Genomic DNA, 17,808 nt, shown 5'->3' with positions numbered 1-17,808 from the left:
GAGGTCAAAAAATGGGTCCCGAGAAATGGTGGGCATTCGATGGAGGTCAGCTCAGATCAGCGGCTCCGGCGTGGGACTGCGGGGGGAATGATCTGACCGGATGGGAGTGGCGGAAAACGGACCACGGATGGCAAAGCGTACCCACGGATGCCAGCGAACGAATCCGGGTCCGCACGATTTCTGATATTTTTTGACCACCCCATTATTTGACCAACTTCTCCCCACGCCCTGACAATAGATCAAAGCAACAATACGCCTGATTGCATGGCACCTGCAACGACAACAGGCTGTAATGGAGCGTCTCGCTCCCATCCATCTCTCTTCCCCACACGGCGCCGATGAACACCCGCCCCAGCTTTTTCTCCCTGAGACTATGGTTCTTGCTCGTCGTTGCGCTGACCGCCGCAACTGCACCGGCCGAGCGGCCCAACGTGTTGATGATCTTGGTCGACGACTTGAAACCGGCGCTGGGGTGCTACGGCGACCCGATCGCCAAGACACCGAACTTGGACGCCCTGGCGGCACGGGGCATGCGGTTCGACGCGGCCTATTGCAACCAAGCCGTCTGCGCGCCGTCGCGTTTCACGCTGATGCTCGGTTCGCACTCCACGTCGACGGGGCTTTATGGTCTGGGCAGCCAGCTGCGTCAGGTGATGCCCAATGCGGTCACGCTACCGCAACACTTCGCCGATCACGGTTACCGCACCGAATCGCTGGGCAAGATCTTTCACATCGGCCATGGCAATCACGGCGATCCCGAGTCGTTTTCGGTCGAACACTTCAAAGAGAAAGTGATCGAGTATGTCGATCCGGAAAGCACCGACGGCGGACAACTGACGCGTGAAGAAGCCTACTTTACGAATCAACAACTCGACCGGATCAAGTCGCTCCCGCGCGGCGCGGCCTATGAATCGCCTGTGGTTGACGACGAAGCCTATGCCGACGGACGCGTCGCCGCCGAAACGATTCGCCGCCTGCGTGCTGCCAAACAACGGCGTGATGCCGAGGGGACTCCGTTCCTGATCGCAGCCGGTTTCGCTCGCCCCCACTTGCCGTTTTCTGCACCCCAGCGGTACTGGGACCTGTACGATCCAGACTCGTTGCCGATGCCGATCCACGAGGACCTGCCCAACGACTCACCGACCGTTGCCCACAAACGTGGCGGCGAAATCACGAACTACAAACCCGTCCCCGAGGATCGCGATGCGGAGTACCCTGACGAACTGAAACAAAACCTGATTCATGGATACTATGCCAGCGCCAGTTATGTCGACGCACAGATCGGCAAAGTGATCGATGCGTTGGATGACCTTCAACTTGCCGACAACACGATCATCGTGCTGTGGGGAGACCACGGCTTTCACCTCGGTGATCTCGGCATCTGGACCAAGCACACCAATTACGAACAAGCCAATCGGATTCCGATCTTTATCATCGCGCCGGGAACGACGCAGCCGAATCAGTCGACCGGCCAGCCCGCCGAGAGCGTCGATATTTACCCGACGCTCGCCGAGTTGGCCGGATTGCCCCAGCCCAGCGGTCCCCAACCGATCGACGGCGTCAGCCTGGTACCGGTGCTGAAAAACGCCGACGCCCGCGTGCGGGGCCACGCCTACCACGCCTACCCCAAACGCAAGATGGGCCGAGCGATTCGCACCGATCGTTACCGGTTGGTCGAGTGGAAGACTCCGGGAGAAAACTCGAAAGACGCCGAGTACGAACTGTACGACTATCAAACCGATCCGCACGAAACACAGAATCTGGCGGAATCGAAACCAGACGTCATGGCAAAACTGAAAGCGATCCTTGCGACTTATCCCGAGGCCGTTCAGAAAGACCGTCGCGCGCCGTCACGATCAGCCCAGAAGAACCTGCCTGTCATCAAGACGCCTCCGATCGCGAATCGAACGTTGACGATCAAAGCGACCATCAAAGGTCCCAAACCGCACGGCGTGGTCGTGGCGCAAGGTGGACGCGAGCACGGCTACGCGCTGCACCTGATCGACGGCGAACCCGTGTTCGATATCCGGCGGTCCGGCACGGTGACGCGTCTGAAATCGAACCTCAAAGTCAGCGGACAAAGTCGTTTGGTTGCCACGCTCGACGGCCAATCGATCAGCCTGTCGATCAACGGCGGAACGCCGACCACGCTGCCTTCGCCCGGCTTGATTTCGGTGCAACCCAAAGACGGACTCTCGGTCGGCTCGGACGACCTCTCAGCCGCCGGAGACTACGAAGCCCCCAACGCCTTCACCGCAACGATCGTCGCCTGCGACGTCACGACCGGCACCTCAGCTCACTCACACTGAAATGTAGCCCTGCCTCCCCAGCATTCTGCCTCCCCATCGTTCTGCCTCTCCATCGTTCTGCCTCTCCATCATTCTGCCTCTCCATCATTCTGCCTCTCCATCATTCTGCCTCTCCATCATTCTGCCTCTCCATCATTCTGCCTCTTCATCGTTCTGCCTCTTCATCGTTTTGCCCCCATCGTTTTGCCCCCATCGTTTTGCCCCCATCGTTTTGCCCCGCCTCATTAACGCAACATGCGTTTCACATCGAGAGACAATCGGCAGTCACTGCAGATTTTAACGGCGAGGGATTCGGTTGTGGGAACCGACTGATAGCTTCCGTCGGCGTCAAGCGACCACGCTAACAGGCTGTTCGCCTCGGGGTCGATGACCAGATACCAACGGACGCCTTGGTCGCGATACAGGCCTTTCTTTTCTCGGACATCGCGACTGCGGGTCGCATCCGAAAGAACTTCCGCGATGAGCGCGGGCGGCTGTTCGACATGCCTGATCGGGACGTCTCCACAAACCACGGACACATCGGGTCGCACGACCGTATCGTTAGAAATGATCCAGTCAATCTCGGCGAGCACCGCGGCCTCGCATCCGCTCTGCTCGACCGCAAGCTCCAGTTGGGTTGCGATGCGAACGAGCAACTGAGCGTGCCGACCGAAAGGGCTGGGGCTCATCGAAACAGGCATCCCATCCCAAAGCTCCCACTCGCCTTCCCATCGCGCATAGTCCTCCACGGTGTAGGTCGGACGGTATCGAGGCGCGGAACTCATGCGAATACGGACGTACAAGGGAAAAGCGGCCGGATGCCCTCAGTTTATCTGCCTCAGCGAGTGGACGCCAATTGACTTCAATATGGCGTCCGCTTTCATCCGGTGCCACCACCAGTCGCGGCGTCGACGACGCACCACCCGATCGCCAACGGGTCAACGCCGCTAACCCCTCGTGGGATCAGCCGTTTGGCGCCAGCCTACGGGCCTCCATCCACGGTTGGGCCCGAACGCTGCTTGGGCCCGAACGCTTGCGCGAATCGGCTGATGTCACTCGTGTTTCGTCGCCCGATGGCAGCTGTGAGTCGACCATCCATCGCGAAATGATCTCGCTTGAACTCTAAACCACCGCAGAATCCAGGATTTGCGCAGCCCCGCTCTCCCATCATTCTGACTCCCCATCGTTTTGCCCCCATCGTTTTGCCCCTCCTCCATCCACCACGTCGAACTCCCTTAACCTCCCATCGGCGAACAGATCTCGACCAAGAAGCCGTTGTTGTCGCGGACATAGGATACGGTTTGTCCCCACGGCTTTGTTTTTGGCGGTGACACGGCGAGGGCGCCGTTGTCGATCGCGCGATCGTAACCGGCTTGCACATCCTCGGTCGTCAGCGCGATTTCAAACGCCGCGGCGGGGCCATCCGGACGCGTCTCGGCATAGTCGAAGCCATGCGATTTGGCCAAGGCATGGGAGACAAAACCGAGTGTCACCGCACCGGTATCCAGTTCGCCATACGCCTGGTCACCCTCGGTGTGAATGAATTTGCGAGCAAAACCGAAAGCGGCCTCGTAGAACTCCAGCGTTTGTTCAACGTCGGCGACATAAAGCAGCGTGTATCCAAATTGCATTGAAACTCCCAGGGCAACGTGTCGGATGATCGAAGACTGCGAGAATTCTATAAAATGCGATCCTCTTCTGCGCGATAAAAAGGATTGCCCATGCCCATTTCATGCCCGCTGTCGATTCGTAGTCCCTCCACAGATGATTTCCGTGAATTTGACTACGCGGTCATGCGACATGCATTTGAGACCCATAAAAACCTCGGACGCCTGGCAGACGAATCAGTCTGCCAAAATTATTTTGCACAGCACTTAAGAGAGTCAAGATTCAGGGTTCACCGAGAGATCCCGATCGACGTTCTCTACGAGACGTTTCATAAACAATACCTCGTCGACATGGTTATCAATCACTTCGGTGTTTATGAAGTGAAAATGGCGAGCGAACTGACAATGGAACACGAGATGCAGCTATTAAACTATCTGTTGCTGCTTGACGTTTCACGCGGCAAACTGATCAACTTTCGCCCACAGTCGGTGCAATTCAAATTTGTCAATGCGCCGGCACGCAGGGAAACACGCAAGCAATTTAAGGTCTCGGTCGACCGATGGACCGATCAGTCGTGCTTGAGATCAAAAACACTTGGCGTGCTCCGTGACTGGGGTACGGGTCTCGCGTTACCGCTTTACACCCAGGCGGCAACTCATTTTCTTGGTGGCGAATTGCATGCGATTCGAAATGTCCCAATGGATCGTGATGGGCATCCGCTCGGCAGACAAAGATTTCACATGACCAGCGAGAATGAAGCGTTTCGTATCACGGCTCTGACGAAAGGACTTGATGAATACAGATCGAGCCTTCGCAAATTGCTCCGGCACAGTGCCCTGACTGCGATTCATTGAATCAATATTACGCTTTCCGAAGTGACGCTTATGTCGGTGGAATAGTGGCTGGGAGGGTAGGAAGATTTTGAGGGTAAGAAAATTGAGTATGCCCGAAGAGATCCCCGCCGATCGAACTTCCCCGCCCCAAAATCTTCCTACCCCAAAATCCTCCTACCCCAAAATCTTCCTACCCCAAAATCTTCCTACCCCAAAATCTTCCTACCCCGAAACCTTCCTACCCCGAAATCTTCCTACCCCGAAATCTTCCTACCCCGAAATCTTCCTACCCCGAAATCTTCCTACCTCAATCGCCCCTCAGCAACACCCGCCTTCCCCGCAGCAATCTTCGGCCGGTTTTACCGTCCTGCCGCCGGCTTTGGTGACGCTTGGCGGGCGTAGGACTTGACCGCCGGTGCAGTTATAAAGCGCAGCATCTTCGGGCTGGATTTCGGTCGCCGGGGAGATGCCGAGGAAGTCCTGGGCGTAGGGCTCGCTCTGCATCTTCTCGAACGTTTTGCGGCACACCGCGGCTCGGACGCCGCGGGTGAACTCGTGGCCGTCGTCATCTTTCACACTGGCATAGGGTCCGCGGTACAGGACCGCTTCGTTGTGTTCGTAGCAAGGTGTCTCGGGGTACTTGTAGGCGATGACGGTGACCGATCGGAACTCGATCCCCTCGACGATCTGCCAGGGTTCCATCTGATAAACCGGCATTTGGGCCCCTTGAAAGCCGGCCCGAACGAACGCATCGATGAAGTCCTTTTCCTGCAGCGCCCCGCTGATGCATCCACTCCACAGCTCGCCGTCCTGCTGCAGGTGCGACGGCACCGGTTCGTCGCTGACGATGTCGCTGATCACCGCCCTGCCGCCGGGACGCAAAACGCGAAAGATCTCGGCGAACAGCTTCCCCTTCTCCGCCGCGTCGACCAGATTCAACACACAATTGCTGACCACCACGTCGACCGAGTTGTCGGGAATCATCGGATTCTGCACGCGCATCTCGGCCAGAAACGCCTCCAAGCGTTGCAATGCGGCTTCGCTATCGACGGGGTTCTCGCTCAAGTATGCATCGACACGATCGCGATCGATCTGCATGTCTTGGATCTTGCCTTTGCAGAACCGGATGTTGTCGTACCCGATCCGCTGGGCAACGACCGGTTGGCTTCTGCGCGCCAACGCCAGCATGTCGTCGTTCATGTCGACGCCGATCACGGCGCCGGATTCCCCGACGACTTGCGACGCGATGAAGCAGATTTTTCCGCCACCGCTGCCGAGATCCAACACCGTCTCGCCCGGGCGGACATACTTCGACGGGTCGCCGCAACCGTAATCGCGATCGATCACTTCCTGGGGGATCACTTTCAAGTAGCTGCGGTCATAATCAACCGGACAGCACAAGGCGGGTTCACGAGCCTCGGCGGCCGATGAATAGCGCCTGCGAACGGCGGATTCGGTGTTCAAGGTCGACATGTCGGGCGAAGGATGATCGGGGTAAAGATGGAATGAATTACAACAACGCACCGCTGCAGCTGCTGCCTGCGCCGGCCGTGCAGCCGTAGCAATGGTCTGCGGTAGCGATTTTGCGGTTGGCAAACTGGTGCAGCGAATCGGTGTTCCAGACCGTGGGCGGCTGAGACACGTCGCGATGGGCGGCCAGTCCGCCGGCGGGCAGGTCGATCATTTGATTGAAATCGCAATCGTAGATCGTTCCGTCCCAGGCGATCGACAACAATGATCGACACATCACCGCCTCGGCCGCATCAGAATTAAAGTTCGCCTCCAGCAGGTGCATGTACTGTTCCAAGCGTTCCTTCTTTGCCAAGAACATCGCGTAGCGTTTGATCGGAATGTTCGTGATCGTCAGCAGGCGATTGAAACGAATCTCGTAGCGGGCGAACAGTTCTCGTTTGTAGTCCGCCTGCAAACTCGCCTGGTCCGGCGGCAGCGAGGGTCCGGTGGGGTTGTAGACCAGGTCCAATCGCAGCGGAGAGTGTTCGTCGCCGTAGCCCAGATCGTTCAGCTGGCGCAGCGCATCGATACTTTGACGAAACACTCCTTCGCCGCGTTGGCCGTCCACGTTTTGCTCCAAGTAGCACGGCAACGAAGCGACCACGTCGACGCCTTGTTCGGCCAAGAACGGCGCGGCCCATTCATACCCGGGCTGTTGCAAAATCGTCAGATTACAACGATCGATCACGCGGATCCCACGGCCTCGAAACTCGCGGACCAGGTCTCGAAAATTCGGGTTCATTTCCGGCGCACCGCCGGTCAGGTCGACGGCATGCAGGCTGAGACAATCGCGCGACAACTCGACCACGCGTGCCGCCGTCTTGGCGTCCATGTTTTCGCGTTTTTTCGTCGGCCCGGCTTCGACGTGACAGTGGGTGCAGGTCTGATTGCACAGTTTGCCCAAATTGATTTGCAATTGTTCCACCGCGGCGCGCCGCATCGGAGACGCATCGCGGGCCACGCGGGCCGCGAAGGGTTGAACCAGATTGGTCGGCAAACCGGTGTTGATCACCGGCAACAGGGACTTCATAGACGCAGCAAACTTGGGAGCAACGGACGAGGGAGAGAGTTTCAAGGATAAGATAATGTTCACGCCGCGTGTGCAACCGCCAGGGAGGTTTTGCGGCCGATCACGGGAGAGAACATTCCCGGCCCCCGCGGCGTAGCATTCGCCAAACGCACCTCGCCCCTCCATTGTTGACCGATTCGACGAAATTGTCTTTGCCGCGCAAACTGGCGTTCACCCTGCTTGTTTTCCTCTTGATCGCCAAGGTCGTGGGTGTTGTGTTGCGTGGGCCCAGCCCGCTGGTCTTGGACGCCGCGGGCTACTGGGAACTGGGTGGGTTGGTCGCCGAGGGCGATTGGCTGATGATGCAGCGTCCGATCGCGTATCGCACGCCGGCCTATCCGTGGTTGATCGGGTTGTTCCGAGCTGTTTTCGACAATCCGCTGCCGGCACTGGTCTGCTTCCAAAGTCTGCTTTGGATCGCCACGATCGGATTGATTGCGGCGCTGGCCGCGGAACTGTCGCGGCGACGGCAGGCCGCTTGGATCGTCGTGATCTTGGCGATCCCGATGCTTTCGTCGGTTGTGTACGTTGCGACCGTGCTGACGGAAACCCTGTTCGTCTTTTCGCTCGTCCTGCACCTGTGGTCGGTCGCCCGGCTGACCCGACGGCCTTCGGTTTGGGGCGGGTTGTTCGTCGGATTGACGCTGGGATTGGCGATCCTGACCCGTCCGGTGGCGATGTTGGTGTGGATCGCCGATCTGATTTACGTGATCACCTGTTGGTACTGGATCCCGACTCGGTCGGCGAGCGTGATCTGTCGTCGGCGTGGCTGGATCAGCGTTGCATTGGCGGGGATCGTCACGGTGGGCTGTGTCAGTCCCTGGCTGGCCCGCAATCAGGCGTTGTTTGGCAAAGCGATGTTGACCGAATTCGTGGGCCGCAACATCTGGATCGTCACCTTTCAAGACGGCAGCGGTGCCGGATTGGATCTGCCCGAATCGGCTGCTGCGGCACAGTTAAAATCGCAATTGGGAGATCAGGCGTGGGAACAACTTTCCGCCGACGGACGTTGGCGGGAGACCTGGACCGTTTCCAAGGCACTGGCGGCGTCGGGGATGGACGACCCCTCGGGGGACCGGCTAATGAAGGCGGTGGCGGCCGATGCGATCGCTGCATCACCACTCGCCTTTGGCAAAAAAACCCTCCGTCGCTGGGTCAACTTTTGGCGGACACGGGCAACCGAACTGCCGGACCAGGTGGCGGATCTTGAGTCGGGGCGAGAAGGGTCGCGTGAAAAACTCTCCGCAGACCTGTTTGCGAGACAGACGGTCTGGGGCGTTAAAGTCGCGCCCGTCGCTACAGCCCTCCGCCATCGGTGGAGCAATTCGCTGGCGGGCAACACGTTCCTGATGTTTGTCACGATCGCCTCAACGATGCTGCTGGTGTGGCGGCGACCGACACGCGCGGCGGGTCTTTGGCTGGCAGCGATCACCGGTTATTTTTGCACCGTCACGGCGGTGCTGGAAATCCCAGCGTATCGTTATCGATTGGTCGTCGAACCGATCGTGCTGCTGGCCATCGCGTCGGCAATGGCCCCGTTCCTGTTCCCCAACGCCGATATCAATGCCGCCAATCTCAATGACGCCGCCCCCGAGGAATTGACCGAGCCCGCATGAGCAGTCCAAAGGTGAACGGTTCGGATGCATCCGGACCGATTGAGTTGTCGGTTGTCATGCCGTGTTTGAATGAAGCCGATACGGTGGCGATCTGTGTCGAGAAAGCTGTCCGGGCGATGACCGAAGCGGGGATCGTCGGTGAGGTGGTCGTCGCCGACAACGGCAGCACCGACGGGTCACAGGACTTGGCACTCGGGCAAGGTGCACGCGTCGTCGACGTCCCGCAGCGAGGCTATGGTGCGGCATTGATGCACGGCATCGAAGCCAGCCGTGGCACATATGTGCTGATGGGCGACGCCGACGACAGCTATGACTTTTTGGAGATACCCAAGTTCGTCGACTCGTTGCGCGAGGGACACGACCTGGTCCAGGGCTGCCGTCTGCCCCGGGGCGGCGGGAGGGTCCTGCCCGGGGCGATGCCGTTTTTGCACCGCTGGTTCGGCAATCCCGTACTCAGCTGGCTCGTCCGACTGATGTTTCGCATCCCGATCAATGACATCTATTGCGGGATGCGAGGTTTCACACGCAAACACTATGACCAATTGGACCTGCGTTCGCCGGGGATGGAATTTGCGACGGAAATGATCATCAAGAGCGGGCTGCACCGGGATTCCCATGGCACGTCATGGAGTCAGGTTCCGATCACGCTGCATCCCGACGGCCGCCAAGCACACCCGCCACACCTGCGGACGTTTCGCGACGGCTGGCGGACACTGCGATTGTTTTTGGCCTTCAGCCCCAACTGGACCTTCTTTCGTCCCGGGTTAGTTTTGCTGGGGATCGGATTGGTCGGCTACGCATTGGCGCTTCCCCAAGTGAAGGTGTTCGGCGCGGCGTTGGACGTGCACACGCTGTTGGTCGCCAGTTTGTTCGTGTTGATGGGATGGCAGTGCGTGTTGTTGGCGACGCTGGCCAGGATTTTCACCGGCCGGGAAGGCATGATGCCGCCGCACGAGAAACTGGAACATGTCACCGTCGAACGCGGATTGGCGTTCGGCATCGCCGCCGGAGTCCTCGGGGCGGCGATGATCGGCGCGGTGGTTTGGCGATGGTCGCAACAAGATTTCGGAGCACTCGACTACCCACAGACGATGCGATGGGTCGTGCCCGGTGTCACGCTGGTGGCGATCGGATTCCAGACGGCGATGGCATCGCTGATGAGCGGTGTGTTGATGATGCAACGTTCGCGGCGACTCGACCGCCCCGTCGTGACGATGCCCGATGGCGCCCCGATGCCCGCCCACCGGTCACAGGAGGTTTCGCCATGAATGCCCCGGTGCAACCGCCCATCATCCGTCACGTCGCCGCGGGACAACTGTGTTGCGACCCGGTTTGGGAAGCCGCGTACAAGCGGTTTGAGACTCCGGAGCAAGAGATCACAAAATTCATTGCCCGGCTGCGGCGGTTCGGTTTCGAATCGCTTGATCGCAACAGCCGGATCGTGGAAATCTTCTGCGGCCGAGGCAACGGACTGGTCGCCCTGGAGCAGATGGGGTTCAACAATCTCGAAGGCGTCGATCTGAGCGACAGTCTGCTGGAGGAGTATCACGGGCCGGCACAACTTCATCTGGCCGATTGCGTGGATCTGCCGCTGGAAAGCGACGCCTACGATGTCGTGATCGTTCAAGGCGGCCTGCATCATCTGCCGGACATGCCGACCGATCTGGACGGCTCGCTCGCCGGAGTCCGCCGCATCCTGAAACCCACCGGCACGTTTTACGTCATCGAACCGTGGAGGACACCGTTTTTGGTCTTTGCCCACGCCGTCACCGATCGATCCATCGTGCGAAAGCTGTACGCCAAAGGGGACGCATTGGCGGTCATGACAGAGCGGGAACGTGTGACTTATGATCAGTGGCTGGGGATGCCCGAAGTGATCCGCGAGACGTTTGACCGACACTTTGACATCCGATCCTGGACGACGTCTTGGGGAAAACTTGCCGCCATCGGATCACCGAGAAAACCTTGAACCAACCCACCATCGATCACTGGATCGGAGGCACGCACCACGCCTCGCAATCCGACCGCACGTTCCAGTCGCTCGACCCCGAAGACGACTCGGTGATCGCCCGGGCCGCCCGCGGTGATGCCCGCGATGTGGCACTTGCCGTCGATTCGGCTGCCGCGGCCTTTGCAGCCTTTCGAGAAACCAGCCCGTCACAGCGGGAATCCATTTTGCTGCGTGCGGCAGAACTGCTGCAGCAGCGATCGGCGGAGTTTCGCGACCTGCTGATTCGTGAAATCGGATCGCCCGTCGCAAAAGCCATGATGGAAATCGGGATCGCGACGCGGGTGCTAAAGGCGAACGCGGCGATGGCCCGGCGGATGACCGGACGGACCTACAAGAGCGACGTGCCGGGGCGTTGGAGTCTGGGGTTTCGCAAGCCGATCGGTGTGGTCGCCAGCATCACGCCGTTCAACGTCCCGCTGGTCAAGGGCATCAAACACAGCAGCATGCCGCTGGCCACCGGCAACACCGTCGTCTGGCTTCCCTCGGAACAGACTCCCCAGATCGCCGACGCGATCGCGCGGTTGTACCACGACGCGGGATTGCCTGCGGGAGCATTGAACGTGGTGCAGGGACGGGGGGCGGAGATCGGCGACGACTTGGTCAGCGCGGCGCCGATCCGTGCGGTCAGCTTCACCGGATCGGCGGCGGTCGGACGGCACGTGCAATCGCTGTGCGGCAGTCTCGGAAAACGGGCGACGCTGGAACTCGGTGGCAAGAATCCCCTGATCGTGCTCGCCGATGCGGACCTGGATGCAGCGGTCGGCGCGGCCGTTCGTGGTGGGTTCATCTATCAAGGTCAGATCTGCATGGCGTCCAGCCGCGTGATCGTCGACCAGTCGCTGGCCGATGCGTTCACCGCGCGGTTCGTCGCCGCGGCACAGGCGCTGGGGAGGGGCGATCTGACCGATCCGACGACCATGATCGGTCCGATCATCAGTGCCAAAGCGCGGCAGCGAATCCGTGACCATTTGGCAGACGCCGTCGATGGCGGGGCAAGAATCTTGTGCGGAAACAGCTGGACCGGAAATCGAGTGAACCCCACCATCGTTTCCGGTGTCACGTCTGCCATGAAGCTGTTTCGCGAAGAAACCTTCGGGCCGGTCGTCTCGGTCGAAACCGCAAACGATCGCCATCACGCATTGGAACTCGCCAATGCCTCCCCCGGCATGCTCTCAGCCGCCGTCTTCACCAACGATCTTGATGCGGCGATGATCTTCGCCGACTCGCTGGACACAGCGATGGTTCACGTCAATGACATGACGATCCAGCAGGAACCCGAGGTCCCCTTCGGAGGCGACGGCCCCGCCGGCTTCGGCCGCGAAGGCATGGAAACCGGGATCGAAGACTTCACGACCTGGAAATGGGTCACACTGCGGAGATAGCATTCCCGGTCCTGGTTTCTGAGAGTTGCGATTCAAGGGCCAGAATTCGCTGACGGCAACCGGATCCTTGGATGCCGTTTTGTTGCATCGTTCGCACTGCCGCCAGGAAGGTGAATTCAGAACCCACAACTTGGAACTTAAATCCATCCCCGTTACCTTCACGATATGGAAATCTCACAAGACCTTGCCGACCGCGTGATGCGGTTGGTCGTTTCGGCGGAATACCGGCCGAGCAAACCCAAACAGATCGCCGCCATTTTGAACCTCGGTCCGGATGATTACCGGGAACTGCGGCGAACGATCAAACAACTCGTCTTAGAAGGCCGGTTGATTTATGCGTCCAACCACCTGGTGATCAGCACGGGGGCCATCGGCGGCCCCCTGGACCGCATTCGCGGCGTATTTCGGATGGCCGCTGGCGGCCAATTCGGATTCGTCCGCCCCGGGGACTCCGGTGACGGAGCGGTCAGCGAAGACCTGTTCATCCCGCCGGGACAGACCGGCGGGGCGTTCGAAGGCGACCTGGTCGAAGTCAAGGTTCGGCCGAGTCGTCGCGGCGGAAGCGAAGGCAGCGTGTGCCGAATCATCGAGCGATCGCGGCGCCAATTCACCGGCACGTTCACCCCGGTCAACGGCCGCCCGGCGGTCTACTTGGACGGCACCCCGCACGACGCCCCGGTCTTTATCGGCGACATCCAAGGCTTGCCGATCGAGAAAGACGACAAAGTGTTCGTCGAAGTGGTGACGTTCCCGGGCGAAAACGGCAAGGGCGGCGAAGCGGTCCTGTTGGAACGACTCGGCAGCACCAACAACCCCGGAATCGACACGCTGACCATCATGCGGCAATTCGGTTTGCCCGATGAGTTCCCCGAAGCGGTGATCGCCGAAGCGAGGCAGCGTGCCGATGAATTCGACGAAGACAATCCGCCGGCCGATCGGCTGGATCTGACCGGACATCTGACGCTGACGATCGACCCCTATGACGCGCGTGACTTTGACGACGCGATTTCACTGGTTCGTGAAGACCAAGGCCGCTGGCGATTGTGGGTGCACATCGCCGACGTCGGCTACTTCATTCATCCCGGCGGCCAGCTGGACCAGGAGGCTCGTCAGCGGGCAACGAGTGTTTATCTGCCCGACCGCGTGATCCCGATGGTGCCCGAAATCATCAGCAATCACTTGGCCAGTCTTCAGCCGGAAAAGGTCCGCTTGGCCAAATCGGTCGAGATCGAAATGACCGACGACGGCACCGTGATCCACACCGAAGTTCACAACAGCGTGATCCGCAGTGACATGCGGTTGCACTATCAGTTGGTCGACCAGTTCTTGGAGAGCCCCGACAAGTATCGCGAGAAATGGGGCGATGCGATTTGCGACATGTTAGGCGACATGCACGCGTTGGCGATGACGATCCGCAAGCGACGATTTAAACGCGGCGCGATCTCGATGGACATGCCCGAAGTCAAATTGCAACTCGATCGCAGCGGTAAGGTCAAAGGCGCCTACCGAACGGAGAACACCGAGAGTCATCAATTGATCGAAGAGTTCATGCTGGCGGCCAATCAGGCCGTTGCGACCTGGCTGGATGATGCCGGGTTGAACTTCCTGCACCGCATCCACCCGCCACCGGAACGACGCAAGCTGCGTCAACTGTCGCACTTTGTTCGCGACCTGCGACTGGGGATCGATTCGGTCGAAAGCCGTTTCGAAATCCAGCACGTCCTGGACCGTGTGGCCGGCACGCCGCTGGAAGACGCCGTCAATTTCGCGGTGCTCAAGAGCATGAACAAAGCCGTCTATGGCCCTCAGACCGACGGCCACTACGCACTCGACATGCAGCACTACTGCCACTTCACCAGTCCGATCCGTCGCTACCCGGATTTGACAGTGCACCGTCTGATCGATCGGCTTCGCGACGGCGAAAAGACTCCGGACGAATCGGTCGGTGCGTTGCTAAAACTGGGGCACCATTGCAGCGACATGGAACGCAACGCGGCCCAAGCCGAACGCGAATTGACCGAACTGAAGCTGCTGCACTACTTGAAGAAACACGTCGGTGACACCATGACCGCCGTCATCAGCCGGGTCTTTGCCGACGGTTTTCTGGCCCGTTGCATCAAGCTGCCCGTCGACGGTTATGTCAGCGTGGACCAGCTGCCATCGGACCAGTATCGATTCGAACGCCGCGGCCAAATGCTGGTCGGATTCAAGGCCCATCACCGCTATCGTCTGGGTGATCAATTGACGGTCAAAATCAGCCGCGTCGATCTGATCCAGCGTGAGCTGTTCCTCGAGCCGGTCAAAAACCACTCGGTCGGCAAGAGCAACCCCAACGCCCGCAGCGGGAAATCCGCCACGAACCACCGCGGCAAGTCGACGCACAAAGCCAAACGCAAAAAGGACCGCCGACAAAAAGGCAAACGCAAACGACGCTGATCAACATCAACAGGCCGCAAAGGGGACGACAGCCCCAAACGGGGACGGGGGTCTTATTTCGCAATCAGACAGCGAATCCAAATAAAACCCCCGTCCCCGTTTTCGATCGTCCTGGAACGTCGTTCGTTATTCGGTACACTTTCGGCCGGGCGGACGCCGTGGGAGCTCTCTCGGCGTGTTGTTCCTCGCGCCCCAACCGATCATTGACATCTTCGCCCCGCTTTCTGAGCGACCACGCCATCACCCATTTTACGAGTGACGCATGAGTCAGGCCGATCCTTCATCCCAAACCTACGCGCAAACTCCACTCGACGCCTGGCATCGATCGGCGGGGGCCAAGATGGTCCCGTTCGCCGGATACGAAATGCCGATTCAATACGAATCGATCGTCAGCGAACACCAGGCCTGCCGAAACGCCGCAGCCCTGTTTGACGTCTCGCACATGGGGCGGTTGCGATTCGACGGCGAGGGCAGCGAAGACCTGTTGGACCGCTTGCTGACGCGGCGTGTGACGGACCTGCCGATCGGCGGCGTGCGATACGGCATGGTTTGCAACGAGGAAGGCGGCATTCTGGACGACGTTCTGGTTTCCCACCTGAAAACGCCCAGCGAATCACGTTACCACCTGCTGGTCGTCAACGCCTCCAACCGGGCGAAGATCGTCGAGTGGATCAAACCCCACCTCGACGATTTCCCCAAGGTCACGTTTTCCGATCGCACCGAGCTGACGGCGATGATCGCGGTCCAGGGGCCGCTGGCGATGGAGACGTGCAAGAAACTGTTCTCGTTCGACCCCAGTCGGCTGAAATACTACCAGGCGCGGATCACCGACCAGTTTTCCAAACCGGCCATCGTCAGCCGCACCGGATACACGGGCGAAGACGGGTTCGAATTGGTCGTGCGGGCCGAAGAAGCGACGCGAATCTGGGAAAACATTCTGCTGGCCGGTCGCGACGCCGGTTTCGCTCCGGCCGGCCTGGGTGCCCGCGACACGTTGCGGATGGAAGCCGCGATGCCGCTATACGGGCATGAACTGGACGAATCGGTCGACCCGATTTCCGCCGGTTTAGGTTTCGCCTGCAACCTGGACGATCGAGAGTTCATCGGTCGCGATGCGATCTCGGCGGTCAAATCCGCCGGCCCCGCCCGCGTCCGCATCGGATTGCTGCCCGAAGGCCGCCGACCGGCCCGCGAAGGATGCGACGTGCTGTCGACCCATGGGCAAGTCGTCGGCAAGATCACCAGCGGTGGCCCCTCCCCCACGCTCGGACATCCGATCGCGATGGCGATGGTCGATGTCAAGCATGCCGAGGCAACCGAATTCGAAATCGATATCCGCGGAAAACGATCGCCCGCGACCCGCACCAAGTTGCCGTTTTACCGGCGTGCCAAGAAGTAACGTCATCTGTCATACTAGTATTCCGTCTCGCCTTAAGATTCGGGTCAACGGTAGTGGACGACGCGAGGAGTCCTCGCGGCTGGCAATCCGAAAGGACTCGTCGCCTCGCCCACTACCCCGAAAACCATTCCAAAACCACTTCAAAGGGAATCCACCACCGTGTCACGCGACAAGAGCAAGCTTCTGTATGCCGAGACCCATGAGTGGGTCGATGTTGCCGAACAAGGCGGTCAGAAGATCGCGACGATCGGCATCTCGGGCTTTGCACTCGAACAACTCAACGACCTGGTCTACATGGAACTTCCCGAAGTGGGAAAGACGATCGACGCCGGGGAGGAATTCGGTGAAGTCGAATCGGTCAAGGCGGTCAGTCCGCTGTACAGCCCCGTCGGTGGCGAAGTCGTCGAGGTGCACGCGGAACTGCCGGACAATCTGGAAAAGCTCAACGACGACCCGTATGACTTCGGCTGGATCGTCAAACTGAAGATCGATGATGAATCGGCGCTGGGAAATCTGATGGATTTCGCGGCTTACGAAAAACAGTGCGCCGAATCCGGTTGAGCCGATGACAGCCCCGACCGCCGGACGCTTGCTGTTTCACCGCGATGGCGAATCGGCCTGGAACATGGCGGTGGATCAGGCGATCGCCGAATCCGTCGGCGACGCCGCGGCCTCGGATGCCGCACCGCCGTACACGTTGCGGTTTTACACCTGGGCCGAACCGACCTTGTCGCTGGGATACTTCCAGTCCAGCCGCGATGCCTCGCCACGTTTCGACGGTGTGCGACGCGTGCGACGCAGCACCGGGGGCGGTGCAATCGTGCACCATCATGAATTGACGTACAGTTTGACCGTGCCCACGCGAGCAGGCGAGCACGGCGCTCGAACGGATCTGTACCGTGGATTCCATGCGGCGGTCATCCACGCGCTGCACCGACACGGGATCGATGCCCGGCCGAACCATTTGGACCCGTCGGGCGCCGACAGCGATGAAGCGTTCCTGTGCTTTGGGCGCCGCACCGACGAGGACCTGATCGTCAGCGGATACAAAGTCCTGGGCAGCGCCCAGCGGCGTGCCAAACGTTCGATCCTGCAACACGGCAGCCTGCTGCTGCGTGCCAGTGGTCACGCCAGCGAATTGCCCGGGATCGAGGACTTGACCTCCGTCTCGCTGCAATGCGATGCCCTGCTGAAGCGAATCGTTGACGAATTCACCGCCATGACGGGCATCGAGTTCCAGACCGATGCGCTATCGAACCAGGAACTGACGCGGGCCGAGAGCATCGCGGAGCGCCGCTTTAACCGGGACGATTGGTGGCAGCGTCGTTAGAAATCGCCGGGTTCGATCCGGAACCGAGCGACTCCGCGCCTAGAAATCGGCTATCCTTTGACCAGCACACGGCGGTTCGAACTCCGTGGGAAAAGCGAATTCGAGGCTGAGTTGCAGCTGCGCAAACTCGCCAGCCCCCTTCCAAGGGCGGGTATCGACGAGTCTGTGGGTTGATGCAAAACGCCCATTACGACATTTTCCCAGCCAGCACAACCGTCTACAATGCAACACCGGCGTGTCAGCAGCGGTCGCGCGTTTTCCGCGATCCCACCACTTTTCAGCCGCTGACGGGTCATAATGCTCCAACCGTGATGAATGCGGAAG

14 protein-coding genes are annotated in these 17,808 nt (G+C 59.7%); 10 read left to right on the top strand and 4 right to left on the bottom strand.

Annotated features, from left to right (window positions below; translation table 11 throughout):
* Positions 1 to 338: 338 nt before the first annotated feature.
* Positions 339 to 2,309 carry a sulfatase-like hydrolase/transferase gene (locus Mal15_RS32090; protein WP_233903155.1) on the top strand — a complete coding sequence of 657 codons (1,971 nt, stop codon included), beginning with the start codon at positions 339 to 341 and terminating at the stop codon, positions 2,307 to 2,309.
* Positions 2,310 to 2,533: 224 nt separating this feature from the next.
* On the opposite strand, the gene Mal15_RS32085 is transcribed toward Mal15_RS32090, so the two are convergent.
* Entirely contained in the window at positions 2,534 to 3,073 is a 540-nt protein-coding gene (locus Mal15_RS32085; RefSeq protein WP_147871462.1) for a Uma2 family endonuclease, read from the bottom strand.
* Between the two features lie 450 nt (positions 3,074 to 3,523).
* Entirely contained in the window at positions 3,524 to 3,919 is a 396-nt protein-coding gene (locus tag Mal15_RS32080; RefSeq protein ID WP_147871461.1) for a VOC family protein, read from the bottom strand.
* 90 nt (positions 3,920 to 4,009) lie between these two features.
* Here Mal15_RS32080 and Mal15_RS32075 point away from each other — a divergent pair, with 90 nt between their 5' ends.
* Complete coding sequence (locus Mal15_RS32075; RefSeq protein ID WP_147871460.1) at positions 4,010 to 4,750, top strand: GxxExxY protein; 741 nt, start codon at positions 4,010 to 4,012, stop codon at positions 4,748 to 4,750.
* 297 nt (positions 4,751 to 5,047) lie between these two features.
* Here Mal15_RS32075 and Mal15_RS32070 read toward each other — a convergent pair whose 3' ends face one another.
* Positions 5,048 to 6,202: a methyltransferase domain-containing protein gene (locus tag Mal15_RS32070; protein WP_233903154.1), complete on the bottom strand. Its 1,155-nt coding sequence runs from the start codon at positions 6,200 to 6,202 to the stop codon at positions 5,048 to 5,050.
* A gap of 37 nt (positions 6,203 to 6,239) precedes the next feature.
* Positions 6,240 to 7,271 carry an arsenosugar biosynthesis radical SAM (seleno)protein ArsS gene (gene arsS, locus Mal15_RS32065; RefSeq protein WP_147871459.1) on the bottom strand — a complete coding sequence of 344 codons (1,032 nt, stop codon included), beginning with the start codon at positions 7,269 to 7,271 and terminating at the stop codon, positions 6,240 to 6,242.
* Between the two features lie 185 nt (positions 7,272 to 7,456).
* Between arsS and Mal15_RS32060 the strand changes: the two genes are divergently transcribed.
* The 8 genes from Mal15_RS32060 to Mal15_RS32025 all read left to right on the top strand — a co-directional run bounded on the left by Mal15_RS32060 (position 7,457) and on the right by Mal15_RS32025 (position 17,484).
* On the top strand, positions 7,457 to 8,926 hold the full coding sequence (locus tag Mal15_RS32060; protein WP_147871458.1) for an ArnT family glycosyltransferase: 1,470 nt from the start codon (positions 7,457 to 7,459) through the stop codon (positions 8,924 to 8,926).
* A complete protein-coding gene (locus Mal15_RS32055; protein ID WP_147871457.1) occupies positions 8,923 to 10,194 on the top strand; it encodes a glycosyltransferase family 2 protein in 1,272 nt (423 codons plus the stop codon). Before Mal15_RS32060 ends, Mal15_RS32055 begins: the two co-directional genes overlap by 4 nt.
* Positions 10,191 to 10,895, top strand: a complete 705-nt coding sequence (locus Mal15_RS32050) for a class I SAM-dependent methyltransferase (RefSeq protein WP_167547178.1) — start codon at positions 10,191 to 10,193, stop codon at positions 10,893 to 10,895. The genes Mal15_RS32055 and Mal15_RS32050 overlap by 4 nt, the downstream gene beginning before the upstream one ends.
* The gene (locus Mal15_RS32045; RefSeq protein WP_167547177.1) at positions 10,892 to 12,319 is read left to right on the top strand and encodes an aldehyde dehydrogenase family protein; all 1,428 of its coding nucleotides are present in this window, start codon (positions 10,892 to 10,894) and stop codon (positions 12,317 to 12,319) included. Before Mal15_RS32050 ends, Mal15_RS32045 begins: the two co-directional genes overlap by 4 nt.
* A gap of 165 nt (positions 12,320 to 12,484) precedes the next feature.
* On the top strand, positions 12,485 to 14,755 hold the full coding sequence (locus Mal15_RS32040; RefSeq protein ID WP_147871454.1) for a ribonuclease R family protein: 2,271 nt from the start codon (positions 12,485 to 12,487) through the stop codon (positions 14,753 to 14,755).
* Positions 14,756 to 15,017: 262 nt separating this feature from the next.
* A complete protein-coding gene (gene gcvT, locus Mal15_RS32035; protein WP_147871453.1) occupies positions 15,018 to 16,154 on the top strand; it encodes a glycine cleavage system aminomethyltransferase GcvT in 1,137 nt (378 codons plus the stop codon).
* A 159-nt stretch (positions 16,155 to 16,313) separates the two neighbouring features.
* Positions 16,314 to 16,715 (top strand): glycine cleavage system protein GcvH, encoded by a 402-nt coding sequence (gcvH, locus tag Mal15_RS32030; protein ID WP_147871452.1) that lies wholly within the window; start codon positions 16,314 to 16,316, stop codon positions 16,713 to 16,715.
* A 4-nt stretch (positions 16,716 to 16,719) separates the two neighbouring features.
* A complete protein-coding gene (locus tag Mal15_RS32025; RefSeq protein WP_147871451.1) occupies positions 16,720 to 17,484 on the top strand; it encodes a lipoate--protein ligase family protein in 765 nt (254 codons plus the stop codon).
* Positions 17,485 to 17,808 lie beyond the last annotated feature (324 nt).

The sequence above is a fragment of the Stieleria maiorica genome, from assembly GCF_008035925.1.
Lineage (GTDB): Bacteria > Planctomycetota > Planctomycetia > Pirellulales > Pirellulaceae > Stieleria > Stieleria maiorica.
The sequence above is the reverse complement of the archived record's forward strand: the minus strand, read 5'-3'. Positions and strand labels throughout refer to the sequence as shown.

Excerpts from the sequence above, each read along its gene's own strand:
- Mal15_RS32050 (WP_167547178.1), top strand. The coding sequence starts at position 10,191 with ATGAATGCCCCGGTGCAACCGCCCATCATCCGTCACGTCGCCGCGGGA.
- arsS (WP_147871459.1), bottom strand. The coding sequence starts at position 7,271 with ATGAAGTCCCTGTTGCCGGTGATCAACACCGGTTTGCCGACCAATCTG.
- Mal15_RS32040 (WP_147871454.1), top strand. The coding sequence starts at position 12,485 with ATGGAAATCTCACAAGACCTTGCCGACCGCGTGATGCGGTTGGTCGTT.
- Mal15_RS32025 (WP_147871451.1), top strand. The coding sequence starts at position 16,720 with ATGACAGCCCCGACCGCCGGACGCTTGCTGTTTCACCGCGATGGCGAA.
- Mal15_RS32055 (WP_147871457.1), top strand. The coding sequence starts at position 8,923 with ATGAGCAGTCCAAAGGTGAACGGTTCGGATGCATCCGGACCGATTGAG.
- gcvT (WP_147871453.1), top strand. The coding sequence starts at position 15,018 with ATGAGTCAGGCCGATCCTTCATCCCAAACCTACGCGCAAACTCCACTC.
- Mal15_RS32080 (WP_147871461.1), bottom strand. The coding sequence starts at position 3,919 with ATGCAATTTGGATACACGCTGCTTTATGTCGCCGACGTTGAACAAACG.
- Mal15_RS32085 (WP_147871462.1), bottom strand. The coding sequence starts at position 3,073 with ATGAGTTCCGCGCCTCGATACCGTCCGACCTACACCGTGGAGGACTAT.
- Mal15_RS32090 (WP_233903155.1), top strand. The coding sequence starts at position 339 with ATGAACACCCGCCCCAGCTTTTTCTCCCTGAGACTATGGTTCTTGCTC.
- Mal15_RS32070 (WP_233903154.1), bottom strand. The coding sequence starts at position 6,202 with ATGTCGACCTTGAACACCGAATCCGCCGTTCGCAGGCGCTATTCATCG.
- Mal15_RS32075 (WP_147871460.1), top strand. The coding sequence starts at position 4,010 with ATGCCCATTTCATGCCCGCTGTCGATTCGTAGTCCCTCCACAGATGAT.